This window comes from Paeniglutamicibacter psychrophenolicus, from assembly GCF_030812255.1.
In the GTDB taxonomy this organism is placed as follows: domain Bacteria; phylum Actinomycetota; class Actinomycetes; order Actinomycetales; family Micrococcaceae; genus Paeniglutamicibacter; species Paeniglutamicibacter psychrophenolicus_A.
This window is the reverse complement of sequence record NZ_JAUSSH010000008.1, coordinates 138321-162629: the sequence shown is the minus strand read 5'-3', so window position 1 is coordinate 162629 and position 24309 is coordinate 138321. Positions and strand designations below refer to the sequence as shown.

Genomic DNA, 24309 nt, shown 5'->3' with positions numbered 1-24309 from the left:
AGACATCGTGGCACAGGACGTGCTTACCGACCTAAACAAGGTCCGCAATATCGGCATCATGGCCCACATCGATGCCGGTAAGACCACTACTACGGAACGCATCCTGTTCTACACGGGTGTGAACCACAAGCTCGGCGAAACGCACGACGGCGGCGCAACGACCGACTGGATGGAGCAGGAAAAGGAACGCGGCATCACGATCACGTCTGCCGCCGTGACCTGCTTCTGGAACAACAACCAGATCAACATCATTGACACCCCGGGTCACGTTGACTTCACCGTTGAGGTTGAGCGCTCGCTGCGCGTCCTCGATGGCGCCGTTGCGGTATTCGATGGCAAGGAAGGCGTGGAGCCGCAGTCCGAGACTGTTTGGCGCCAGGCCGACAAGTACAACGTTCCGCGTATCTGCTTCGTCAACAAGATGGACAAGCTGGGTGCTGACTTCTACTTCACCGTAGAAACCATCATCAAGCGCCTTGGTGCCAAGCCGCTGGTCATGCAGCTGCCGATCGGCTCCGAGTCCGAGTTCACCGGCGTTGTCGACCTGATGACCATGAAGGCTTTCGTCTGGGAGGGCGACTCCAAGGGTGACGTCACCATGGGTGCCGCCTACGAAGTCCAGGAAATCCCGGCCGACCTTCAGGAAAAGGCCGAGGAATACCGCGCCAAGCTGGTTGAGGACGTAGCCGAGGGCTCTGACGAGCTCATGGAGAAGTTCCTCGAAGGCGAAGAGATCAGCATTGCTGAGCTCAAGGCCGGCATCCGCAAGATGGTCGTCAACTCGCAGATCTACCCGGTCTTCTGTGGTTCTGCCTTCAAGAACCGCGGCGTCCAGCCGATGCTCGATGCTGTCATCGACTACCTTCCTTCGCCGCTCGACGTCGAGGCCATGATCGGCCACGACCCGAAGAACGAAGAGATCGAACTGATCCGCAAGCCTTCCGAGGACGAGCCGTTCTCGGCACTTGCGTTCAAGATTGCAACTCACCCGTTCTTCGGCCAGTTGAACTTCATCCGCGTGTACTCCGGCAAGGCAACTCCCGGTACCCAGCTGCTGAACTCGACGAAGCAGAAGAAGGAACGCATTGGCAAGCTCTTCCAGATGCACGCCAACAAGGAAATGCCCGTAGACGAGGTCCACGCCGGCCACATCTACGCTGTGATCGGCCTCAAGGACACCACCACCGGTGACACCTTGTGCGATCCGGCACACCCGATCGTTCTTGAGTCGATGTCCTTCCCCGATCCCGTGATCTTCGTTGCCATCGAGCCGAAGACCAAGGGTGACCAGGAGAAGCTCTCGACCGCAATCCAGAAGCTTTCGGCCGAGGACCCGACGTTCACCGTCTCCCTCAACGAAGACACCGGCCAGACCGAAATTGGCGGCATGGGCGAGCTTCACCTGGACATCCTGGTGGACCGCATGCGCCGCGAATTCCGCGTTGAAGCCAACGTTGGCAAGCCGCAGGTTGCATACCGCGAAACCATCAAGAAGGCTGTGGAGAAGGTTGACTTCACCCACAAGAAGCAGACCGGTGGTTCGGGCCAGTTCGCAAAGGTCCAGGTCTCCTTCGAGCCCCTGGAAGTTGTCGACGGTGTCATCTACGAGTTCAAGAACGGCGTCACCGGTGGACGTATTCCTCGCGAATACATCCCGTCGGTAGACGCAGGTATCCAGGACGCCATGCAGTTCGGCATCCTGGCCGGCTACCCGATGGTGGGCGTCAAGGCGACCCTCCTCGACGGTGCCTACCACGACGTTGACTCCTCGGAAATGGCGTTCAAGATTGCCGGTTCACAGGTGTTCAAGGAAGGCGCACGCCGCGCCCAGCCGATCATCCTCGAGCCGGTCATGGATGTCGAAGTCCGTACTCCCGAGGAGTACATGGGCGACGTCATCGGTGACCTGAACTCCCGCCGTGGTTCCATCGCCTCGATGGAAGACGCAGCAGGCGTGAAGGTTATCCGCGCAACGGTCCCGCTGTCCGAGATGTTCGGTTACATTGGTGACCTGCGTTCGAAGACCCAGGGCCGTGCAGTGTACTCGATGACCTTCTCCAGCTACGCAGAGGTCCCGAAGGCAGTTGCCGAAGAGATCATCCAGAAGTCCCGCGGCGAGTAATCGTCCGGACCAAGAATTGGCCGTGACCCCGATCATCGGGTGAGTGGCCGCACGACGGGGTCGGTGCAGAGAAATCCAATCCGGCCCCGCCAGGCCAACTAACGGATCCCCAGCTGGATCCCGCAGCTAACCACAATTTAAACAATTCACTAAGCCCCCAGTAGACTTGTACAAGTTTCGTCCGCGACCCGTGTGGACGAGGTACGTCTTCTGTAAACGTTTCTAGGAGGAACCTGTGGCAAAGGCAAAGTTCGAGCGGACCAAGCCGCACGTCAACATCGGCACCATTGGTCACGTTGACCATGGCAAGACCACGTTGACCGCCGCCATTTCCAAGGTGCTTGCTGACAAGTACCCGGATCTGAACGAGCAGCGCGATTTCGCCAATATCGACTCGGCGCCGGAAGAGCGCCAGCGCGGTATTACCATCAACATCTCGCACGTCGAGTACCAGACCGAGAAGCGCCACTACGCGCACGTTGATGCCCCGGGTCACGCTGACTACATCAAGAACATGATCACCGGTGCTGCCCAGATGGACGGCGCGATCCTCGTGGTTGCCGCCACCGACGGCCCGATGGCCCAGACCCGCGAGCACGTTCTGCTGGCCCGCCAGGTTGGCGTTCCCTACCTGCTGGTCGCACTGAACAAGTCCGACATGGTCGAAGACGAAGAGCTTCTGGACCTCGTGGAAATGGAAGTTCGCGAACTTCTCTCCTCGCAGGGCTTCGACGGCGACGAGGCACCGGTTATGCGTGTTTCGGGCCTGAAGGCACTGGAAGGCGACCCGGTTTGGGTCAAGTCCGTTGAGGCCCTCATGGACGCCGTTGACGAGCACGTTCCGACCCCGGTTCGTGACCGCGACAAGCCGTTCCTGATGCCGGTTGAAGACGTCTTCACCATCACCGGTCGTGGCACCGTTGTTACGGGCCGCGCCGAGCGTGGAACCCTCGCCATCAACTCCGAGGTCGAGATCGTCGGCATCCGCCCGGTCCAGAAGACCACGGTTACCGGTATCGAGATGTTCCACAAGCAGCTCGACGAGGCATGGGCCGGCGAGAACTGTGGTCTGCTGCTTCGCGGCATCAAGCGCGAAGACGTAGAGCGTGGCCAGGTCATCGTGAAGCCGGGTTCCATCACCCCGCACACCGATTTCGAGGCCAACGTGTACATCCTTTCCAAGGATGAGGGCGGGCGTCACAACCCGTTCTACTCGAACTACCGCCCGCAGTTCTACTTCCGCACCACGGACGTCACCGGCGTTATCACCCTGCCGGAAGGCACGGAAATGGTTATGCCCGGCGACAACACCGAAATGTCCGTCGTGCTGATCCAGCCGATCGCCATGGAAGAGGGCCTCGGCTTCGCAATTCGCGAAGGCGGCCGCACCGTTGGTTCGGGCAAGGTCACCAAGATCACCAAGTAGTCTTTTCTACTCGGGTATCTTGACCTAAGGGTCTGGAAAAGACCCCCGCTGCACTGTTTCGACAGTGCAACGGGGGTCTTTTTCTTTGCCCCCGGAACTCGTGCAGAAACCACCGGACATTTATATCAAACGAATGTTCTGAATGGGGTACGCTGGAGTCCGCAAGCGGCCCTTTGTCCCGGGTGGCATAAAGACATAGGTGGAGGCGGGAAACCAGTATGAATGGGTTCGTCCTGATCGTGGTGGCCGTGGCCATGTTCCTTGCAGGGTTGTTCCTGGGCAAGCAGCTGGCGGCCAACAAGTTCCAGTCCCGGCAACCGGTCCAAGCCCCGGCCCCCGACCGGGCAGCGCTCGCCCTTGCCTGGCAGCGCGGCTTCGACGCGGCAACGCAGGAGGCTGCCCGGAAGCGGGAAGCCGGCGATGCCCTCATGCCCCATGATGCCCAGACCGGGGCCCCGGGACCGGCTCTCGGGGAGCAAGGAACGTCCACCGCCGGTTCGATGCAACCCGGCCCGGGCGCCCCGGTCCCATTCGCCCCGTCCCCGTCCGCCCCGCCGGCGGCCGTTGGGGATCCCGGGCCCGGAAGCGGACAACCGCAATTCTCCGGCGCCATGCCCGCAGCCGCCCACGTCGGACAGCCCACAATGCCGGCCCCGCCTCTTCGGGTGCCTGCTGTTCCGGTGGACCCGCGCGTGCGCGCACTGCGGAACATCAACATCACCCTGTACGTCGCCGCACTGCTCATGGTTGCCGCGGCCTCACTCTTCATTGCCCTGGCACTGCCGGCGGCGGCCAAGGTCGTGGGGCTGGGCCTGGTCGCCGCGGGATTCTACGGGGTTGGCCTGTTGATGCACGCGCGCAGCGTCCGGCTGCGCCCGGCCGCCGCAGCCTTCACCGCGACCGGGCTCGCACTGATCCCGATGACCGGGCTGGCCCATTTCCTGCTGCTGTCCACCACCCCCGGGGCCAGCTGGTTCGTCACCTCCGTGGTGGGAACCGTCGCCTTCGCCTACGCCGCCGGGAAGCTGCAATCGCGCATCGTCGCCGGCCTTGGCACCACCTTCCTGGTCTCCACCGCCTACTCCGGCGGCGCGGTGCTCAACCGCGGACTGATCTACTACTTCCTCTTCAGCATGCTGCTGGCCACCGCGATCACGCTGGTCGGTTCCAGGAAACCTCGCTGGGTCGGCAACATCTACGTGCAGTCGTTCACGCTCGCGCACCGGTACCTGGTTCCGGCCACGGTGCTCGCCGCGCTCTTGTCGTTCGCCGTGCTTCAGGCCAGGGACTACGGATGGATCTTTGCCGCGGCGGCACTGTACTACGCCGTTGCGTTGGTCGCGGCACCTGCGACCGAACGGTTCGCGCACCTGGCCGCGGCCCGCATCTCGGCCATGGCAAGCATCGGGGCCTTCCTGCACGTGGCCGATGTTTCGGCGACGGACATCTTCCGCATCATGGCCGCGTTGCTCGTGGCGCAGCTGGTGCTGCTGGCGCAATTCGCGCCGAACTATGCGCGCAAGCTGCGCCTCAAGCAGGCCTTTGCTGCCGGTGAAACCTGGATCCTGCTGGCCCTGGCGGGGCTGGGGGCGCTGATTGGCGCCGAGTCGCTGCTGCGTGATCAGGGGCTTGCCGGATCCGGGGGTGGCCTCGACCTGAACTGGGCCCTGGCATTGCTGCTGGCGGCCGGAGTTTTCGTTGGCGCACGACGTGGCGGTAAATTCCGCTGGGTACCGTTGGGCGTCGCGGTCCTGGGGATCGTGGAACCGATGGACGGCAACCAGGGGCGCCAGGGGATGCTGCTCGCCGCAGCGGCGCTGGCCACCTGGTGGCTGGCACGCAACGCCTCAGGCACCGCACGCTCGTCGCTTCGGTGGGCCGCGCGGATCGCCTTGGTCCCCGCAACCGGGGCATTGTTCTCCTATGCGGCGGCGGGCTGGGCGCTCCAGCCGCGGTTGGGCAGCACCCTGACCGTGCTGCCCGGCACCGCGAACCCAGCCCAGGCCGCGGCCCTGGAGCGCACCATCGAGGTGGCGACGCTGGTCGGGGTCGTGCTGGCGCTGCTCATCCAGCTTGGCGTTGCCGCAGGACTGCTGTCCAGAATGCGGCGGACCGCACAGACGGCGGCGGCGACGGCACCCCGCTTGGAGTCGTTCGGGGAATCGCTCATCTTTGCCGGCGGCGTGCTGTGCGCGGCGGTGGCCACGTGGTCCCTGTCGGTGAAGCTCGGCCGGGGCGGCTCGTTGCTCTACTCCGACGTGGATCCGGGCACCGCCGGGTTCGCCACGGTGCTGTGGCTGGGCTACCAGTGGGACACCATCCTGTTGTGGCTGGGCCTGCTCGCGGGCCTGGTGGGCGCCACCGCCATCCTGGGCCACCGGCGGGCACCACATCGCGTCCCGGGGGAGCGGACCGTGGCAGTCCTTGAACGGGTCCCGATGGCACTGGGCCACCTCGGCGGATTGGCCGCCCTGGGTGCAGGGCTTGGCATGGCAGCGGGCCGCGACCCCTCCTGGATGGTCGAACTCGTTGCCGTCCTGGGCCTGGCCCATGCCGGAATCCGGATCCTGGCCGGCACCGTCCTGGCGGAGAAGGTGGGCTATTCGGTGCTGGCCCAGGCGCTCTTCTCCGGCACCGCATGGCACGTTGCCGACCGCTTCGACATGGACGCCCATGGCCAGTTTGCGCTGTTCGCCTTCACCATCGCGCTGGCCCAATCCGTCCGTGCCGCCCTGGGACGGAAGTCGGCCATGCCGAAGTACTCCGACCCCCGCACGCTGATGACCCTTGCCGCGGTGGCCCTGCTGTTGCTGGTCCCGGCCGTATACCTGATGGATCATGCAGGTGGATACGACCAAGCCGGGCTGTTGGTCCAGTTCCTGTGCCTGCTGGCCTTTTCCGGTGTCGTTGCCACGACCCATGTCCGCCGGGCTCCGGCCTTCCGGTACGTTGCGGTACCCGCCGCACTGGGGCTGCTGGGCCTGGTGCTTGTCCCGGCCCTTGGGCAGTCACTGCGCCTCGGGGGCTGGTTGCCGTCGCCGTTGTGGACCAAGGACGTCGCCGGCACGGTGCTGGTCCTGTTGCTTCTCGGCATCCTCGTCGCCGAGGTGCGCAACCTGGCCGGGAAGGACTGGCGCTGGGTGCGTGCCGTGGTGGCCGTGGCGTACTGGGCGGCGCTCTTCGGGCTGCATGACTGGCAGGAGCCCGGATGGCAGGTAACCGCAGGGCTGCTGGGCGCGGCCGGCTTCATGGTCTTCTCCGCCACCTGGGGCATCCCGCTGTTGCTGCTGGGCAGCGCCGCGCTGGTGCTGTCGGCCTCGCTGCGCGGGGTGGACCTCATCCACGACCTGGCCCTGGAGCGGGGGAGCGAACCGCTGGACGGCATGATCGGACTCGGGGCCACCTGGGTCATCTTGCTGATCGGCTCGATCTTCGGTGGCCGTTTTGGCGGGGAGCCGGTGCCGTTTGCCGCCCTCGTGCGGCGGACTGCCGGCTGGGACCCGGCCCACGCCCGGGTGCTTTTTGCCGTCTCGCTGGCGGCCCTTGGCTTCGGCGGATTGCTCGGGCAGTCCGACCAAATCGACAGGCACGTTTATGCGGGTGCGGTGATGCTGCTGGTGGCCGTCTTCGCCGCGGCGGCACTGGAGGTACCGGCCCGACTGCGGGAAACCGGATACGAGGTCGCAGCCCTGGTGGGCGCCGCGGTCATCCACCGTTGCTGGTGGGTCGGGGTTGGCGGGACAAGCACGTTTGCGGCCTTCTACTACTGGATCATCGTCCTGGGACTGCTTGCGGCCTACGAATTCCGGCGCAAGCGGGAACGGAACGGCATCGTTGTCCTGGGTGCGTCCTCGGTCTTGCTGTCGCTGGCGGGGCTGGGAACCTTCCTTTCCTCCACCCTGGCCCAGCAGCTGGTGGTGTTGCTGAGCTTCACGGCGCTGCTGGTCTTCGGACTGGTGACCAACCGGAAGATCTTCACGGTGTGGGGCGCGGTCGGGGTAACCGTGGCGGTGCTGTGGTTCCTGCGTGGGTACACGTTCCTGCTGCTGTTGCTGATCGCGGCCGGTTTGATCGCCCTGGCACTGTGGAGGCTGGGAAAGATGAACAAGGGTTCCCAGGACCACGATTCTCCCGCCCAACCGTATCCGCCGGCAGCTGCGCCGGCTGCCTGGCAGGCGCCCGCCGCCGACCCTTCGGTCCCGGACCAAACGGTATACGGGCCGACCGGACCACAGGCTCCGCCTGCGCCACCGGCCGGCAGCGGCATGCCGTGGATGAGGCCGCACGGCCAGGATGCCTCCGACGATTCGCACTGAGCCGATGGTGCTGGAGAGCAGAGTGCCATTCATTTGGCCGGATCTGGTGACCGGCTCGGGCCAAGCGGTTACGCTGGCCACATGAAGTTCTTGATTTTCGTGTTGATCGTGGTGGTCGTCGTCGTGGTCGTCATGCGGGTGCGCAAGCAGTTCTCCAAGGAGATCCAGCGGGCCAAGGAGATCCGGCGATCCCGGGAAGATGACCAGTAGCAGTCCGGCGGGCGAAAGCGCATCGGTGAGCTTACTCACGCGATTTTGCCCGAGCCTGCTCGAACCTGCGCACCGAACCACCAGCGTCGGGGAATCGACAACCGAATTTCCGGTGATTTTCCCGTGGCAGCGATCGTGCGTGTCAATGTCCGGGCGCCGGCTGCGCCAGCGGGCAGTTGGCGGGGGAGAGCAAAGATTTGGTGTTTGGGCCCGGAACCTGACACACTAGACAAGTTGTTCGTGAGCATTTCCATGGTTCATGTCTGCTGATCGGGAAACCGACACCGGGACATGGATTTTTTCTACCGAGATTGTGTCTCACCCGGGATAATGCCCGGGGCTGGGGAGCAATACAACCGAAATTCCTGGAAACACGAACAATGTCCCCCAAGGTTTTCACGGGTTCGGTGTCGCTGAAAAGTGCGACACGCCCGACCGCGGGGGTCGGGCTTCGGCGGATTGAGGAACCCGGATTTATCCGGATTCAGTTCGATGCGAGGCGTGCCGGTCCCGAAAGGGGCCCGTAGGGCACAGTAACTGTACAGAGAGTGCTAATTAGAAAGAGGCATCAAGCCATGGCGGGACAAAAAATCCGCATCCGGCTGAAGTCGTATGACCACGAGGTCATTGACGTTTCTGCCCGGAAGATCGTTGAGACGGTGACGCGCGCTGGCGCAACCGTAGTCGGCCCAGTGCCGCTCCCAACGGAAAAGAACGTGTACTGCGTTATCCGTTCGCCCCACAAGTACAAAGACAGCCGTGAGCACTTCGAAATGCGCACGCACAAGCGTCTGATCGACATCATCGATCCGACCCCGAAGGCCGTAGATTCGCTGATGCGTCTTGACCTGCCGGCGGATGTCAACATCGAAATCAAGCTCTAAGGGGAGGTGGCGAGAAAACTATGACCGCAACCCGTAACGTAAAGGGCCTGCTGGGCACGAAGCTCGGCATGACCCAGGTTTGGGACGAGAACAACAACCTCATCCCGGTAACCGTTGTACAGGCCGACAGCAATGTCGTCACTCAGCTGCGCAACGCCGAGCGCGATGGCTACACCGCGGTTCAGATCGGCTACGGCCAGATCGACCCGCGCAAGGTCACCCAGCCGCTCGCCGGCCACTTCGAGGCAGCAGGGGTCACCCCGCGCCGCCACGTCGTTGAGCTGCGCACTGCCGACGCCGATTCCTACGCCGCAGGCCAGGAACTCACCGTCGAAATCTTCGCCGCCGGCCAGAAGGTCGACGTCGTTGGAACTTCCAAGGGTAAGGGCTTCGCCGGCGTCATGAAGCGCCACGGCTTCCACGGTGCTCCGGCATCGCACGGTGCTCACAAGAACCACCGTAAGCCGGGCTCCATCGGCGGCGCATCGACCCCGGGCCGTGTGTTCCAGGGCCAGAAGATGGCCGGTCGCATGGGCGCCGAGCGCGTCACCACGCAGAACCTCACCGTTCACGCCGTGGATGCCGAGAAGAACCTCCTGCTGATCAAGGGCGCCGTTCCAGGCGCTCGCGGCCGCGTCGTACTCGTGCGCACCGCTGTGAAGGGAGCATAACTAAATGTCTAAGGCACTTACTGTCGAGTTCCCTTCGGAGATCTTCGACGTTCAGACCAACGTTCCGCTGCTGCACCAGGTCGTCGTGGCCCAGCTGGCAGCTGCTCGCCAGGGCACGCACAAGACCAAGAACCGCGCCGAAGTTTCCGGTGCCGGTCGCAAGCCGTTCAAGCAGAAGGGCACCGGCCGCGCCCGTCAGGGTTCAATCCGTGCTCCTCACATGACCGGTGGTGGCGTTGTCCACGGACCGACTCCTCGCGATTACAGCCAGCGCACCCCCAAGAAGATGAAGGCTGCTGCATTGCGCGGCGCCCTGTCCGACCGCGCTCGCAACAACCGCATTCACGTCATTGAAGCCCTGGTTGAAGGCACCACGCCGAACACCAAGGCGGCACTGGCCACCCTGCGCGCTCTGTCCGAGCGCAAGAACCTGCTCGTAGTCATCGAGCGCGCCAACGACGTTGCAGCCCTTTCGGTCCGCAACCTCACCGAGGTCCACGTCCTGTACGTAGACCAGCTCAACACCTACGATGTGCTGGTTTCCGACGACGTCATCTTCACCAAGGCCGCATTCGATGCCCTGGTCCAGAAGGAGGAAGCCAAGTGAGCACCTTCTCAAAGGCTCCGCACGATGTGGTCATCGCACCCGTCGTATCGGAAAAGAGCTACGGTCTGATCGACGAAGGCAAGTACACCTTCCTCGTTGACCCGCGTTCGAACAAGTCGGAAATCAAGAACGCCGTGGAAGCTATCTTCTCGGTCAAGGTTGACTCCGTAAACACCCTTAATCGTGCCGGCAAGCGCAAGCGCACCAAGTTCGGATGGGGGACGCGCAAGGCTACCAAGCGTGCGATCGTCTCCCTGAAGGAAGGCTCGATTGACATCTTCGGCGGTCCGCTTTCTTAAGCGGAGACCACTTTAACGAGGAATTAAACTATGGGAATCCGTAAGTACAAGCCGACAACCCCGGGCCTTCGCGGCTCGAGCGTTGCCGACTTCGCAGAAATCACCCGATCGACTCCGGAAAAGTCGTTGCTTCGCCCGTTGCACAAGACTGGCGGCCGTAACAACACCGGTAAGATCACCACCCGCCACAAGGGCGGCGGACACAAGCGCCAGTACCGTCTGATCGACTTCCGTCGCCACGACAAGGACGGCGTGCCGGCAAAGGTCGCTCACATCGAGTACGACCCGAACCGCACCGCTCGCATTGCGCTTCTTCACTACGCTGATGGAACCAAGCGTTACATCATCGCACCGAACAAGCTCTCCCAGGGCGACACCGTTGAGGCCGGCGCAAACGCCGACATCAAGCCCGGCAACAACCTGCCTTTGCGCAACATCCCGGTTGGTACCGTAATCCACGCTGTGGAATTGCGTCCCGGCGGCGGTGCAAAGATGGCTCGTTCCGCAGGCGCCTCGGTGCAGCTGGTGGCCCGTGAGGGTCGCTTCGCCCAGCTCCGTTTGCCGTCCGGCGAAATCCGCAACGTTGACGTGCGCTGCCGCGCAACCGTCGGCGAGGTCGGCAACGCCGAGCAGTCGAACATCAACTGGGGCAAGGCCGGCCGCATGCGCTGGAAGGGCGTTCGCCCGACCGTGCGTGGCGTGGCCATGAACCCTGTTGACCACCCGCATGGTGGTGGCGAAGGCAAGACGTCCGGTGGCCGTCACCCGGTCAACCCGAACGGCAAGCGCGAGGGACGCACCCGTCGTCCCAACAAGGACAGCGACAAGTTGATTGTTCGCCGTCGTCGTACCGGCAAGAACAAGCGATAGGAGCCTGGAAACATGCCACGCAGCCTGAAGAAAGGCCCCTTCGTCGATCAGCACCTGTTTGTAAAGGTCGCTGCTGAGAACGAAAAGGGCACCAAAAACGTCATCAAGACGTGGTCCCGCCGTTCGATGATCATCCCCGACATGCTCGGGCACACGATCGCCGTACACGACGGACGCAAGCACATCCCCGTGTTTGTCACCGAGTCGATGGTCGGGCACAAGCTCGGCGAGTTCAGCCCGACCCGGACGTTCCGCAGCCACGTGAAGGACGACAAGAAGGGCAAGCGCCGCTAACCCGCAAGGGTTCAGCGAGTGCTTAGCACTTCTTCGAGAGACGAGAGAAGGAAAGCAATGGAAGCCAAGGCAATTGCGCGCCATATCCGCGTGACGCCTATGAAGGCCCGGCGCGTCGTCAACCTTGTTCGTGGCAAGCAGACGAACGAAGCACTGGCGATCCTGAAGTTTGCCCCGCAGGCAGCTTCAGAGCCAGTGTTCAAGGTTGTAGCATCGGCAGTGGCTAACGCCCGTGCCGCCGCAGACCGCGAGGGTGTCGCGTTCAACGAAGACGAGCTGTTCATCAGCGAAGCGTTTGTTGACGAGGGTCCGACCATGAAGCGGTTCCAGCCGCGTGCTCAGGGTCGGGCATACCAGATCAAGAAGCGCACGAGCCACATCACTGTGGTCGTCGCAACCCCTAAGAAGGGTGGGGAAGAGTAAAATGGGACAGAAGGTTAACCCGCATGGGTTCCGTCTCGGTATCACTACCGACCATGTTTCGCACTGGTTCGCCGACAGCACCAAGGTCGGTCAGCGTTACAAGGACTTCGTAAAAGAAGACATCCGCATCCGCGAACTGATGACCGTTGGCATGGAACGCGCCGGCATCGCCCGCGTGGAGATCGAGCGCACCCGAGACCGTGTTCGTGTGGATATCCACACCGCACGCCCGGGCATCGTTATCGGTCGCCGCGGCGCCGAAGCCGATCGCATCCGTGGCGAGCTCGAAAAGCTCACCGCCAAGCAGGTTCAGCTGAACATCCTCGAGGTCAAGAACCCCGAGATCGAAGCCCAGCTTGTTGCCCAGGGCATCGCCGAGCAGCTTGCTTCGCGTGTGGCTTTCCGCCGCGCGATGAAGAAGGCCATGCAGTCGGCAATGCGCGCAGGTGCCAAGGGCATCCGCGTACAGTGCTCCGGTCGTCTGGGCGGGGCAGAAATGTCCCGCAAGGAGTTCTACCGCGAAGGCCGTGTGCCGCTGCACACCCTGCGTGCGAACATCGACTACGGCAAGTTCGAAGCCAAGACCACCTTCGGCCGCATCGGCGTGAAGGTCTGGATCTACAAGGGCGACGTAACTTCGAAGGAACTGGCAGCCCAGGCTGCAGCAGCTCCGGCCCGCGGTCGCGGCGATCGTCCCGGCGGACGTCCGGGTGGACGCCCCGAAGGTGGCGAACGTCGTCGTCGCCCCGAGCGCAGCGCAGCTCCAGGTGCAGAAGCAGCTTCGGCTGTTGAGGCTCCCGCAGCAGCAGTTGCAGAAGGAGGACAGGCTTAAATGCTTATCCCACGCCGAGTAAAGTACCGCAAGCAGCACCACCCCGGTCGGAGTGGCGCAGCTTCGGGCGGTACCACGGTAGCCTTCGGCGAGTACGGTATCCAGGCCCTTACCCCGGCCTACGTTACCAACCGCCAGATCGAGGCAGCTCGTATCGCAATGACCCGCCACATCAAGCGTGGCGGCAAGGTCTGGATCAACATTTATCCGGACCGTCCGCTGACCAAGAAGCCTGCCGAAACCCGCATGGGTTCCGGTAAGGGTTCGCCGGAATGGTGGGTCGCAAACGTAAAGCCGGGACGGGTTCTCTTCGAACTCTCCGGTGTCAGTGAAGAGGTAGCACGCGAGGCATTGCGCCTGGCAATCCACAAGCTGCCGTTGAAGGCACGCATTGTGCGTCGCGAAGGTGGTGAATAGGAATGGCAATCGGATCCAAGGATCTAGCAACCGAAGCACTGGACGGCTTTGATAACGCCCGTCTGGTCGAGGAGCTCAAGAAGGCCAAGGAGGAGCTGTTCAACCTCCGTTTCCAGTCGGCCACCGGTCAGCTCGAATCGCATGGCAACCTGAAGGCTGTCAAGCGTGACATCGCTCGTATCTACACCGTGCTCCGCGAACGCGAGCTGGGCATTCGTCCCGACGTTGTAGTGCCGGTCGAAGAGACCAAGAAGAGCAAGGAAACCAAGTAATGAGCGAGAAGGATAACGTCGTGGATGCAGCTGCAGAGCGCAACGACCGCAAGACCCTCCGTGGTTACGTGGTTTCCGACAAGATGCAGAAGACCATCGTCGTTGACGTCGAGGACCGCGTAAAGCACGCCCTCTACGGCAAGGTCATGCGTCGCAACAAGAACGTCAAGGCTCACGACGAAGAGAACAGCGCCGGCATCGGCGACCTCGTTCTCATCGCCGAGACCCGCCCGCTGTCTGCCGACAAGCGCTGGCGCCTCGTGGAAATCCTCGAAAAGGCCAAGTAAGCCCCTTTCGTTGGTTTTCACTTAGACGTGAACCAAGCTCAACACCCCGGGACCGCTGGATTCATCCAGCCGGTGCCGGGGTGTTTTGCGTTCGGCGATTTCCCTAGGTTGGGTGGACGCCGCACGCGGTTGCCTTGCAAATGACCGGAAGCGGGTCCACAAGGGTGACTAGGATAACTGCCAGGGAGCAGAGGCCACCGTGCGGCATTCTTTTACGTCGCATGGTGGGTGAGGTATTTTGCCGTGAGCCTCGCCTCAATGCCGCACCTAAAGTCCATCCATTCTAATGGCGCTGCCGGTGGTGCTACTGTTCCGACGGCCTAGCCGGGGTGGGTGTTACTGACTCTCAACCGGACGCAAATGTCGTCGGGCCAGACAGTCCATATTCGGGCGGCCCTGGTTGGACACCGTGGCAGCGGCCGCCGCTGAATTAATGAGTTGATCTACTCAAGAGTTGATTAGGCTAATTTCTATGAAGAAGCAGAAGAAAATTCTGGAGATCGAAGGCGTCTCCTACACCTTCGAATCAATTCTCGGACATGGAGGTACAGCTGAAGTCTGGAAGGTACGGTCCGCAGACGATGACAAGGTCTACGCCCTTAAAAAAATCTTGAAGCACGTTCGGTCGGACCGACGGAACGAGCGATTTCGTAAGGAGATAGAGTTCGGTCTGGCGGCGAGGAACGATCATGTTGTGAGAATTCATGCGAAGTCCGAGGACGAGAAGTATTTTTACTACACCATGGACCTGTATCCAGAGAGCTTGCGTGCGGTCATTGAAAACGAAACGGACCACCAAGTAATTCTCGACTACCTCTCCCAGCTTTGCGAAGGGCTCGCCTATATACATCAAGCAGGCGTGGTGCACCGGGATATCAAACCCGAAAACATACTCGTCGATAGCAAGAAGCGGCGTTTAGTTCTTGCGGACTTCGGTATCGCCCACTTCAAGGACTCCACGCTGACCACTGCAGGTGAACTCCTGGCCAATCGCAATTACCAGGCACCTGAGCAGATGGTCAGGAATGGCGCCACAGATATCGGGAAGCCTGCAGACATCTTCGCGCTCGGACTCATCATCACCGAGATTTTCACCAAGCAGAACTCTCGCGGAGCTCGGCATCGGCGAGTGGGGGAAATCCACCCTTTTCTCTCCGATCTCGACATGCTCCTCGAGAGGATGATGCTTCAGGATGAGACACAGCGCATCGGGATTCAAGCCGCACGAGATTGGCTCCGCCTGATCCGCAGGCAGCTCGCCGCTAACGTCGAAGGGATCATGGAGGAATTGAGGACCAATGACGCGCCGACTGACGGATCCGTCTCCGATGCCAACCACATCCTCAAGCAAGCCGCTATGGATGTCCTGTCTGCCAAATATATCTTTGAGCGAACTACAAAAGAGGAGATTTCTCTCTACAACCCGAACTATCACTGCGAGATTGACTACCGCGTGACGCAGGAGTTATATAATTCCTGCGTCCAATCAAAGCTGTACTCGATCTGCAAGGCGAAGTTCGAGTATGAAGCTAATAGCACGTGGAATGATTCTGACCAGAAACTGGTGGTCTCCCCGTTCAAGAAACGTCTCCAAAGCGAATTCGAGTCCTTGCAGAGGCAATACCCGCTGGCGCGTAGCTCCATCTGGGCGGGGCTGCCCTCTAAGGCGGCTCACTACTTCCGCTTCTGTAAGGACTACCATTGCAGAGAGATCCTAGAAAGTATTCAAGACTTACTCTCGGTCACACCGGGTTCAAGTGCAGAGTCACTTCATCGAAATCTCGTGGGTGCCCCCATTATATGGATCGCGAGAAGCGTGAGGGAATATCTCGAGACTGACTTCTTCGAATTGTCTTTGCAGAACCTTCAAAGCATCGAGTTCGATCGCCAAGTAATTGTTCATTGGGAGGGAACTTCGCTTGAAGATTCCTCCCGAAAGACCACCGGTGCTGAACTCTTCGATAAGTCTAGCGACGCGGAAATTGCCGCCCAAGTACTTGGAGTATTTGAGAGTAGGTGGGACGTCTCGGTAGGGCAAGGGACCGACGGAAGCTATTCGATATATTTCCCATCGAGCGATGAATATGAGCGATTCCGTAAGAGTGCACTCGCCATTGCCTCGGAGGACTACTGGTTTAGGGGCGATGTCCTCGACTTGCTAAGGCCAGTGGACCAGTATGAAGATCTCGTCGTACTCAGCTGGGGCCCTACGTTCGACATCCGCAGCACACTGGCCAAAGTCCTAAAATTGCGGGAAATATAGGAAGGAATAGTAGTTCTGGACCTTCCATGACTGCTATCTACGGCAACCCCTAAGATCGCGTTTCCGCATAACGGCGCGTTGCGGAGCGACCTATTTCGTATGGCAAATACCGTGATGAATGGCTACTTATCGCTGGAAGAGGACCACATTCGTTGAAATGCCTCAATCTTCAGGAAGTGGTTTCGGGGCGGCCAAGACGAGACCGGACCGTGTCAAGGGGGGGGCAAAGCATGCGTGTCGAAATCCATGCGGATATGCGCGTCGGAGCGGTGGAACTAATGCGCGACTCCGGAAAAGTGAAACCAAACAAAGCCAGCCGAAAGTGCGATGTGACGGACGGCTGGAGGTCTGGACCTAAAGATAGCAACTAGCTAGCGACTCGACCTGATCGAGCGTGGCATCAATACCGCGAAGCAACGGAGGCCGCTGACCACGAGATAGGCCCGCGCTCACGTACCACTCAGTGATGGTGTTGTAGACCGTAGTATCGTGAATCTCGCCAATTTCGGCAGTCGATCACACTCACTAAAAGAGCCGTGTGTGACCAAGGACCCCACGTTGCCCCATAGCACACGGTTTCGGGATCACGCATTCTTGCGGTAGACTTTTTATTCTGTGCGCGTTATGTCTGGAGACTATCCACCTCCGCCATGATGCATAGTGCAGCCGGAGGGTTTTTTACGGGCCCGGAAAGCTGTGCGGCATAGCTCTGAGCTAACGCCTCGGCCCTGCTTCCCCAGCACCAACTGTTCCTCGCCCTCGGGCGCCTTGAACCGTTGTGTATGGAGGTGGGGGTAAGCGGAAGCTGAGATGGACCATATCCGTTCCGCAAGGCTCCCTAGGAGAACCAGCGAGACGACAGGAGTAAAAAGTGATTCAGCAGGAATCGCGACTGAAGGTTGCCGACAACACCGGTGCTAAGGAAATCCTTACCATTCGTGTTCTCGGTGGCTCTGGCCGTCGCTATGCAGGCATCGGCGACGTAATCGTCGCCACCGTCAAGGATGCAATCCCTGGCGGAAACGTAAAGAAGGGTGACGTCGTCAAGGCTGTCATCGTTCGCACCAAGAAGGAGCGTCGCCGCGTCGACGGTTCCTACATCAAGTTCGACGAGAACGCAGCTGTCATCCTCAAGGCTGACGGCGAGCCCCGCGGCACCCGTATTTTCGGTCCGGTGGGTCGTGAACTTCGCGACAAGAAGTTCATGAAGATCGTTTCCCTGGCTCCGGAGGTACTGTAACCATGGGTGCAAAGATTAAGAAGGGTGACCTGGTTCAGGTCATCGCCGGTTCCGACCGCAACAAGCAGGGCAAGGTGCTGAAGGTATTCCCGGCAGCGCAGCGCGTTCTTGTTGAGGGTGTCAACCGCGTCACCAAGCACACCAAGGCCGGCCAGACCGAGCGTGGCACGCAGACCGGTGGCATTGAGGTCGTTGAGGCCCCGATGCACATCTCGAATGTCGCAATCGTTGACCCGGAAACCAAGAAGCCGACCCGCGTTGGCTTCCGCGAGGAAACCGTGGAGAAGAACGGCGTGTCCAAGACCGTCCGTGTTCGCTTCGCCAAGTCTTCCGGAAAGGCACTGTAATGACTGAAGCAGCTGTGAACATCCAGCCTCGCCTTAAGGCCAAGTACAACGCCGAAATCCGCGAAACCCTGACGAACGAGTTCAACTACGCCAACCCGATGCAGGTCCCGGGCCTGGTCAAGGTTGTTGTGAACATGGGTGTCGGCGAAGCCGCCAAGGACTCCAAGCTCATCGAAGGCGCAGTTCGCGACCTCACCGCCATCACCGGCCAGAAGCCGTTGGTTACCAAGGCACGCAAGTCGATCGCACAGTTCAAGCTGCGCGAAGGCATGCCGATTGGTACCCACGCAACGCTTCGCGGCGATCGCATGTGGGAATTCGTGGATCGTCTGGTTTCGCTGGCACTGCCGCGTATCCGTGACTTCCGTGGCCTGAGCCCGAAGCAGTTCGACGGCAACGGCAACTACACCTTCGGTCTCACGGAACAGTCGATGTTCCACGAGATCGATGTTGATTCCATCGACCGCGTTCGCGGCATGGACATCACCGTAGTGACCACCGCGAAGACCGACGACGAAGGCCGCGCCTTGCTCAAGGCCCTGGGCTTCCCGTTCAAGACCGCCAACTAGATCAACTACGTTGCAGGTCCGCGCTTGCGCGGAAACCGTAGCGAGGAAGGGCAGAAGCCCAAATGACAATGACAGATCCTGTCGCAGATATGCTGACTCGTCTGCGCAACGCCAACTCGGCTTACCACGACACGGTTTCCATGCCGTCGTCGAAGCTGAAGGTGCGCGTTGCCCAGATCCTCAAGGAACAGGGCTACATCGGCTCGTTCGTTGAAGAAGCAGCAGAGGTCGGCAAAAAGCTGACCATCACCCTGAAGTTCGGCCCGAGCCGCGAGCGTTCAATCGCTGGCGTTCGCCGTATTTCGAAGCCGGGCCTGCGTGTATACGCAAAGTCCACCAACTTGCCGCACGTCCTTGGTGGCCTCGGCATTGCAATCCTGTCCACGTCCTCCGGTCTCCTCACGGACCGCCAGGCAGCCAAGAAGGGTGTAGGTGGGGAAGTCCTCGCCTACGTCTGGTAACGGGAAAGGGAGAAAGAAACCATGTCACGTATTGGACGTCTTCCGATCACTGTTCCTGCCGGCGTTGAGCTCAAGATTGATGGCGACGTTGTCACCGTCAAGGGCGCCAAGGGCGAACTGAACCACACCGTAGCAAGCCCGATCGCTGTTGTTCTCGAAGAGAACACCGTGACCGTGTCCCGCCCGAACGACGAGCGCGATTCGCGTTCGCTGCACGGCTTGACCCGTACCCTGATCGAAAACATGATCATCGGTGTCACCGCAGGCTACGAAAAGAAGCTCGAAATCCACGGTACCGGTTACCGCGTTGCAGCAAAGGGCTCGAACCTCGAGTTCGCCCTGGGCTACTCGCACCCGGTTGTTGTCGAGGCTCCCGAGGGCATTGCCTTCGCTGTCGAGGGCAACACCAAGATCACCGTCTCGGGTATCAACAAGCAGCAGGTTGGCGAAGTTTCCGCCAACATCCGCAAGCTCCGCAAGCCTGACCCGTACAAGGGCAAGGGCGTTCGGTACGCTGGCGAAATCATCCGCCGCAAGGTCGGAAAGGCTGGTAAGTAACCATGGCTCTCGGAATCAAGGGTAAGAGCAAGGCAGCCGCACGCGGCCGTCGCCACTTGCGTGTTCGTAAGCGCATCACCGGCACCGAGGTGCGTCCGCGCCTGGTCGTCAACCGCTCCGCACGCCACATCTTCGTTCAGGTCGTAGACGACAGCAAGGGCATCACCGTTGCTTACGCGTCGACGATGGAAGCTGACTTGCGCGCATTCGACGGTGACAAGACCGCCAAGGCCAAGCGCATTGGTGAGCTCGTCGCCGAGCGCGCCAAGGCTGCCGGCATCGAATCCGTGGTCTTCGACCGCGGCGGCAACAAGTACCACGGTCGCGTGGCAGCTGTTGCTGACGGTGCACGCGAAGGTGGGCTGGCACTGTGAGCGAAGCAACTAACAAGAAGGAAACTCAGGTGTCTGAAGCTACTGAGGCAGTCGCGACTGCTCCTGCCGCTGACAAGGCCGGAGCCGCTCGCGGCGAAGGCCGTGGACGTGGCGGCGAAGGCCGTGGCCGTGGCGAGGGTCGTGGCCGTGGCCGCGACCAGAAGGACAGCCGCAACGATGACAAGGACAAGTTCCTTGAGCGCGTTGTAGCCATCAACCGCGTATCCAAGGTTGTCAAGGGTGGTCGTCGCTTTAGCTTCACCGCGCTTGTGGTTGTGGGTGACGGCAACGGTCTCGTTGGCGTTGGCTACGGCAAGGCCAAGGAAGTTCCGGCAGCAATCGCCAAGGGCGTTGAAGAAGCCAAGAAGTCCTTCTTCCGCGTTCCCCGCGTCGGCACCACCATCCCGCACCTGGTGCAGGGTGAAGCCGCTGCCGGTGTTGTCCTCCTGCGTCCGGCTGCTCCGGGTACCGGCGTTATCGCCGGTGGTCCGGTCCGCGCCGTACTGGAATGCGCAGGCATCCACGATGTTCTGTCGAAGTCCATGGGCTCGAGCAACCAGATCAACATCGTCCACGGCACCGTTGCCGCACTGAAGGCCCTTGAAGAGCCCCAGGCAGTGGCAGCACGTCGTGGCCTGCCGTTGGAAGAAGTTGTTTCGGCACAGATGCTGTGGAACATCCAGAACCAGAAGGCAGGTGCGTAATAGTGGCGAAGAACATTGTCCCTAGCGACGCGACTCTGACAATCACCCAGATTAAGTCCACCATTGGTGGCAAGCAGAACCAGCGCGACACCCTTCGCTCGCTCGGTCTGAAGCGCATCGGCCACACCGTGGTCCGTACCGCCGACGCCGTCACCGTAGGCATGGTCAACACGGTTCCGCACCTCGTAAAGGTTGAGGAGGCGAAGTAGTCATGGCTGAAAAAGAAAACGCATTGAAGGTACACCACCTGCGTCCGGCCGAAGGTGCCAAGACCGCCAAGACCCGTGTGGGTCGTGGTGAGGCATCCAAGGGCAAGACCGCTGGTCGCGGTATGAAGGGCACCAAGGCGCGCTACCAGGTCAAGGCCGGCTTCGCCGGTGGCCAGTTGCCGCTGCACATGCGCCTTCCGAAGCTTCGCGGCTTCAAGAACCCGTTCCGCGTCGAGTTCCAGGTTGTAAACCTGGACAAGATCTCGGAGCTGTTCCCCGAAGGTGGCGAAGTCACCGTTGAGGCATTGGTCGCGAAGGGCGCCGTTCGCAAGAACGAGCCCGTCAAGGTCCTTGGCTCGGGCGAACTGACCGTCAAGGTCGACGTGAAGGTCAACGCCTTCTCCTCGTCCGCGTCGGAAAAGATCGTCGCAGCCGGCGGCTCTGCAGTAGAGCTCTAAGCTACGTGGTCTCTTGATCACACAGTGAGAAGGGGTGGACCCGGGAATTCGCTAAGCGGATTCGCGGGGACACCCCTTTTTTCTTTCCGCCACACCTTTGGGAACCGGCTGGCATGCAGTTGTGCCGTGGGCATGGTTCCGCAGGTGGTTTCCCGCTGGACATATCGATCAGCCGGGGAATGATTACAGTCCCAGCCGCGATTCATTTGGTGTGTAACACTCACCACCCGATAGAATCAATAGGTCAACCCCCGGGTACCCCCGGCCACCACCAATCAGGAGGACGCTTGTTCAGCGCCATTGCCCGGGTATTCCGGACGCCTGACCTGCGACGCAAGTTGTTGTTCACGCTCGCCATCATTGCGATCTACCGTGCAGGTGTCTACATCCCTGCCCCTGGCGTGGACTACTCCAACGTCCAACAGTGTCTTGCCGCGGGTAACACCACCGGCGGCCTGTACCAGTTCGTGAACCTGTTCAGCGGCGGTGCATTGCTGCAGGTCTCGATCTTCGCCATGGGCATCATGCCCTACATCACGGCCTCCATCATCGTCCAGCTGCTGCGTGTGGTGATCCCCCGCTTCGAGGAGCTGCACAAGGAAGGACAGGCCGGACAGGCCATCCTGACCCAGTACACCCGGTACCTGACCATTGCGCTGGGCCTGTTGCAGGCAACCACGCTGGTCTCGCTGGCGCGCAGCGGAATGCTCTTCCCCTCCTGCCAGCTCCCGATCGTCCCCGAGGACAACCTCTGGGTCATCATCCTGATGGTCTTCACGCTCACCGCAGGCACCGGCCTGATCATGTGGATGGGCGAGCTCGCCACCGAACGCGGCGTCGGCAACGGCATGTCGCTGCTGATCTTCGTGTCCATCGCCTCGGGCTTCCCCTCGGCCATGGGCGCCATCGCCACCTCGCAGGGCTGGGGCGTCTTCGCCGGGGTCATTCTCATCGGCCTCGCGGTCATCGCCCTGGTCGTCTTCGTGGAGCAGTCCCAGCGCCGCATCCCGGTGCAGTACGCCAAGCGGATGATCGGGCGCCGCACCGTGGGTGGAACTTCCACCTATATCCCGATCAAGGTCAACATGGCCGGCGTGATCCCGGTGATCTTCGCTTCCTCGATGCTGGCACTGCCCTCGATGGTCGTGCAGTTCAACACGCGCACCGACGGCACGCTGCCGGACTGGGCGCTGTGGGTGCAGACGAACTTCTCCGGTTCCTCGCCGCTGTACATGATCGCCTACACGCTGCTGACCATCGGCTTCACCTACTTCTACGTAGCCATCACATTCAACCCGACCGAGGTTGCCGACAACATGAAGCAGTACGGCGGATTCATCCCCGGCATCCGTGCCGGACGCCCGACGGCCGAGTACCTCGAGTACATCCTCAGCCGCATCACGTTCCCCGGTGCCATTTACCTGGCATTCGTGGCCCTGATTCCGTTGATCGCCTTCGTGTTGATCAACGCCGATCAGAACTTCCCATTTGGCGGCACCTCGATCCTCATCATGGTTGGTGTGGGTCTTGAGACCGTCAAGCAAATCAACGCACAAATGCAGCAGCGACACTACGAAGGACTTCTGCGATGACAAGACTGTTGATCATTGGACCACCCGGTGCCGGCAAGGGCACCCAGGCGGACCGCATCTCCGAGCGCCTCAACGTGGTGGCCATCTCCACCGGCGACATCTTCCGCGCCAACGTCAAGGGCGGCACCCCGCTGGGCGTCGAGGCCAAGAAGTACATCGACGCCGGCAACTTCGTTCCCGACTCGGTCACCAACTCGATGGTGCGCGACCGCCTGTCCCAGGACGACGTCAAGGACGGCTTCCTGCTGGACGGCTACCCGCGCACCAGCGCCCAGGTCGACGAGCTTGATTCGATCCTGGCCGACGCCGGGGTGCAGCTCGACGCCGTGCTGCAGCTGACCGCCGACGACGAGGAGCTCGTCGCCCGCCTGCTCAAGCGCGCGCAGATCGAGGGACGCGCCGATGACAACGAAGAGGTCATCCGCCACCGCTTGGGCCTGTACCACGAGGAAACCGCCGTCGTGGTCAACCGCTACCAGGAGCGCGGCATCGTGCGCCTGGTCGACGGCATCGGCGAGATCGATGAAGTCACCAACCGTGTCATGGACGCGCTGGGACAGAACGTCTAAATCGCTTACGCACGCACAAACCGCGGGGACCGGCACACCAGTGCCGCGGGCCCCGCGGTTTTTTGCGATAATGACGTGGAGCAACGTCTTTGGAAAGGGACAAACACACCATGGCTTTCAGCCAACGCAAGATCGAGTACAAGACCAACGGGCAGATCCTGAAGATGCGCGAGGCGGGCTTGGTCCTGGCCGAGGCATTGGACGAAGCCGTTGCCGCCGCGCAAATCGGCGTGACCACCGCCCACCTGGACGCGGTCTTCGCCTCGGTGCTCGAACGCCACGGGGCCACCAGCAACTTCAAGGGCTACCACGGGTTCCCGGCCACCATCTGCGCCTCGGTCAACGAGGAAGTCGTCCACGGGTTCCCCAGCGAGTACGTGCTGGCGGACGGGGACGTGCTGAAGATCGACGGCGGGGCCATCATCGACGGCTGGCATGCCGACTCGGCGCGCACCGTCATCGTCGGCACCGCGGCCCCCGAGGACCAGCGCCTGTCCGACATCACCCAGGAAGCCATGTGGCGGGGGATTGCCGCGCTGGCCGAGGCACGCTACGTGGGAGCGATCGGCGATGCCATCGACGACTTCGTCTCCGGGGTCCCGGGCGCTCCGCTGGGCATCCTGGAGGACTACGTGGGCCACGGCATCGGGTCCGAGATGCACCAGGCACCCGATGTCCTGAACTACCGCACCGGACACCGCGGTGCCCGGGTGAAGCCGGGCATGTGCCTGGCCATCGAACCGATGCTGGTGCGCGGGGGGCTTGAGACCAAGGTGTTGGCCGACGACTGGACCGTGGTGACCGTCGATGGGCAGCGCGCCTCGCAGTGGGAACATTCGGTGGCCGTGCACATGGGCGGCATCTGGGTACTGACGGCCCACGACGGGGGAGCTGCAGGGCTTGCGCCGTTCGGCGTCGTCCCGTCCCCGATCGTTCCCTAGCGCCGGTCCGCCCTCCGCTCCACATGGCCGGGTGGGGGGAACTGTGGCCAACCTAACAAAACAGGTCGGCCCCAATGATTTCCCTTTAAGCCTT

The 24309-nt window shown here is 61.5% G+C and carries 28 protein-coding genes; all 28 read left to right on the top strand.

Annotated elements, in window-relative coordinates; translation table 11 throughout:
* Positions 1-7 precede the first annotated feature (7 nt).
* The 28 genes from fusA (at position 8) to map (ending at position 24215) form a co-directional block, all read left to right on the top strand.
* The gene (gene fusA, locus J2T21_RS12880) at positions 8-2122 is read left to right on the top strand and encodes an elongation factor G (protein ID WP_307581728.1); all 2115 of its coding nucleotides are present in this window, start codon (positions 8-10) and stop codon (positions 2120-2122) included.
* 235 nt (positions 2123-2357) lie between these two features.
* Positions 2358-3548: an elongation factor Tu gene (gene tuf / locus J2T21_RS12875; RefSeq protein ID WP_307581727.1), complete on the top strand. Its 1191-nt coding sequence runs from the start codon at positions 2358-2360 to the stop codon at positions 3546-3548.
* A gap of 218 nt (positions 3549-3766) precedes the next feature.
* The gene (locus tag J2T21_RS12870) at positions 3767-7864 is read left to right on the top strand and encodes a hypothetical protein (protein WP_307581726.1); all 4098 of its coding nucleotides are present in this window, start codon (positions 3767-3769) and stop codon (positions 7862-7864) included.
* Positions 7865-7945: 81 nt separating this feature from the next.
* Entirely contained in the window at positions 7946-8074 is a 129-nt protein-coding gene (locus J2T21_RS12865) for a hypothetical protein (protein WP_281070099.1), read from the top strand.
* Positions 8075-8649: 575 nt separating this feature from the next.
* A complete protein-coding gene (gene rpsJ, locus J2T21_RS12860) occupies positions 8650-8958 on the top strand; it encodes a 30S ribosomal protein S10 (protein ID WP_003803825.1) in 309 nt (102 codons plus the stop codon).
* A gap of 20 nt (positions 8959-8978) precedes the next feature.
* Complete coding sequence (rplC, locus tag J2T21_RS12855) at positions 8979-9629, top strand: 50S ribosomal protein L3 (RefSeq protein WP_071212933.1); 651 nt, start codon at positions 8979-8981, stop codon at positions 9627-9629.
* Positions 9630-9633: 4 nt separating this feature from the next.
* A complete protein-coding gene (gene rplD / locus J2T21_RS12850; protein ID WP_071212934.1) occupies positions 9634-10236 on the top strand; it encodes a 50S ribosomal protein L4 in 603 nt (200 codons plus the stop codon).
* A complete protein-coding gene (gene rplW / locus J2T21_RS12845; protein ID WP_217389422.1) occupies positions 10233-10535 on the top strand; it encodes a 50S ribosomal protein L23 in 303 nt (100 codons plus the stop codon). The genes rplD and rplW overlap by 4 nt, the downstream gene beginning before the upstream one ends.
* Before the next feature lie 30 nt (positions 10536-10565).
* Positions 10566-11405 carry a 50S ribosomal protein L2 gene (rplB, locus tag J2T21_RS12840; RefSeq protein WP_071212936.1) on the top strand — a complete coding sequence of 280 codons (840 nt, stop codon included), beginning with the start codon at positions 10566-10568 and terminating at the stop codon, positions 11403-11405.
* A 12-nt stretch (positions 11406-11417) separates the two neighbouring features.
* Complete coding sequence (gene rpsS / locus J2T21_RS12835) at positions 11418-11699, top strand: 30S ribosomal protein S19 (protein WP_068731512.1); 282 nt, start codon at positions 11418-11420, stop codon at positions 11697-11699.
* A gap of 57 nt (positions 11700-11756) precedes the next feature.
* Positions 11757-12122, top strand: a complete 366-nt coding sequence (gene rplV / locus J2T21_RS12830; RefSeq protein WP_071212937.1) for a 50S ribosomal protein L22 — start codon at positions 11757-11759, stop codon at positions 12120-12122.
* 1 nt (position 12123) lies between these two features.
* Positions 12124-12954 carry a 30S ribosomal protein S3 gene (gene rpsC / locus J2T21_RS12825; RefSeq protein WP_071212938.1) on the top strand — a complete coding sequence of 277 codons (831 nt, stop codon included), beginning with the start codon at positions 12124-12126 and terminating at the stop codon, positions 12952-12954.
* Complete coding sequence (gene rplP / locus J2T21_RS12820) at positions 12955-13371, top strand: 50S ribosomal protein L16 (RefSeq protein WP_113762236.1); 417 nt, start codon at positions 12955-12957, stop codon at positions 13369-13371.
* Between the two features lie 2 nt (positions 13372-13373).
* Entirely contained in the window at positions 13374-13643 is a 270-nt protein-coding gene (gene rpmC, locus J2T21_RS12815) for a 50S ribosomal protein L29 (protein ID WP_307581725.1), read from the top strand.
* A complete protein-coding gene (rpsQ, locus tag J2T21_RS12810; protein WP_113762234.1) occupies positions 13643-13930 on the top strand; it encodes a 30S ribosomal protein S17 in 288 nt (95 codons plus the stop codon). Before rpmC ends, rpsQ begins: the two co-directional genes overlap by 1 nt.
* A gap of 472 nt (positions 13931-14402) precedes the next feature.
* Positions 14403-16193 (top strand): serine/threonine-protein kinase, encoded by a 1791-nt coding sequence (locus J2T21_RS12805; RefSeq protein WP_307581724.1) that lies wholly within the window; start codon positions 14403-14405, stop codon positions 16191-16193.
* An 871-nt stretch (positions 16194-17064) separates the two neighbouring features.
* Positions 17065-17433, top strand: coding sequence for a 50S ribosomal protein L14 (gene rplN, locus J2T21_RS12800; protein ID WP_071212943.1), 369 nt, complete (start codon positions 17065-17067; stop codon positions 17431-17433).
* Between the two features lie 2 nt (positions 17434-17435).
* Entirely contained in the window at positions 17436-17780 is a 345-nt protein-coding gene (gene rplX, locus J2T21_RS12795; RefSeq protein ID WP_071212944.1) for a 50S ribosomal protein L24, read from the top strand.
* Positions 17780-18349, top strand: a complete 570-nt coding sequence (rplE, locus tag J2T21_RS12790; RefSeq protein WP_071212945.1) for a 50S ribosomal protein L5 — start codon at positions 17780-17782, stop codon at positions 18347-18349. Before rplX ends, rplE begins: the two co-directional genes overlap by 1 nt.
* 62 nt (positions 18350-18411) lie before the next feature.
* On the top strand, positions 18412-18810 hold the full coding sequence (gene rpsH, locus J2T21_RS12785; RefSeq protein ID WP_071212946.1) for a 30S ribosomal protein S8: 399 nt from the start codon (positions 18412-18414) through the stop codon (positions 18808-18810).
* Between the two features lie 21 nt (positions 18811-18831).
* Positions 18832-19368, top strand: coding sequence for a 50S ribosomal protein L6 (gene rplF / locus J2T21_RS12780; RefSeq protein ID WP_071212947.1), 537 nt, complete (start codon positions 18832-18834; stop codon positions 19366-19368).
* Positions 19369-19370: 2 nt separating this feature from the next.
* Positions 19371-19742 carry a 50S ribosomal protein L18 gene (rplR, locus tag J2T21_RS12775; RefSeq protein ID WP_071212948.1) on the top strand — a complete coding sequence of 124 codons (372 nt, stop codon included), beginning with the start codon at positions 19371-19373 and terminating at the stop codon, positions 19740-19742.
* Positions 19739-20446: a 30S ribosomal protein S5 gene (gene rpsE, locus J2T21_RS12770; protein WP_071212949.1), complete on the top strand. Its 708-nt coding sequence runs from the start codon at positions 19739-19741 to the stop codon at positions 20444-20446. Before rplR ends, rpsE begins: the two co-directional genes overlap by 4 nt.
* 2 nt (positions 20447-20448) lie before the next feature.
* On the top strand, positions 20449-20655 hold the full coding sequence (rpmD, locus tag J2T21_RS12765; RefSeq protein ID WP_071212950.1) for a 50S ribosomal protein L30: 207 nt from the start codon (positions 20449-20451) through the stop codon (positions 20653-20655).
* 2 nt (positions 20656-20657) lie between these two features.
* The gene (gene rplO, locus J2T21_RS12760) at positions 20658-21113 is read left to right on the top strand and encodes a 50S ribosomal protein L15 (RefSeq protein ID WP_071212951.1); all 456 of its coding nucleotides are present in this window, start codon (positions 20658-20660) and stop codon (positions 21111-21113) included.
* 287 nt (positions 21114-21400) lie between these two features.
* On the top strand, positions 21401-22705 hold the full coding sequence (gene secY / locus J2T21_RS12755) for a preprotein translocase subunit SecY (protein ID WP_307581723.1): 1305 nt from the start codon (positions 21401-21403) through the stop codon (positions 22703-22705).
* A complete protein-coding gene (locus J2T21_RS12750; protein WP_071212953.1) occupies positions 22702-23274 on the top strand; it encodes an adenylate kinase in 573 nt (190 codons plus the stop codon). Before secY ends, J2T21_RS12750 begins: the two co-directional genes overlap by 4 nt.
* Before the next feature lie 110 nt (positions 23275-23384).
* A complete protein-coding gene (gene map, locus J2T21_RS12745) occupies positions 23385-24215 on the top strand; it encodes a type I methionyl aminopeptidase (protein WP_307581722.1) in 831 nt (276 codons plus the stop codon).
* The last annotated feature ends 94 nt before the right edge of the window (positions 24216-24309 follow it).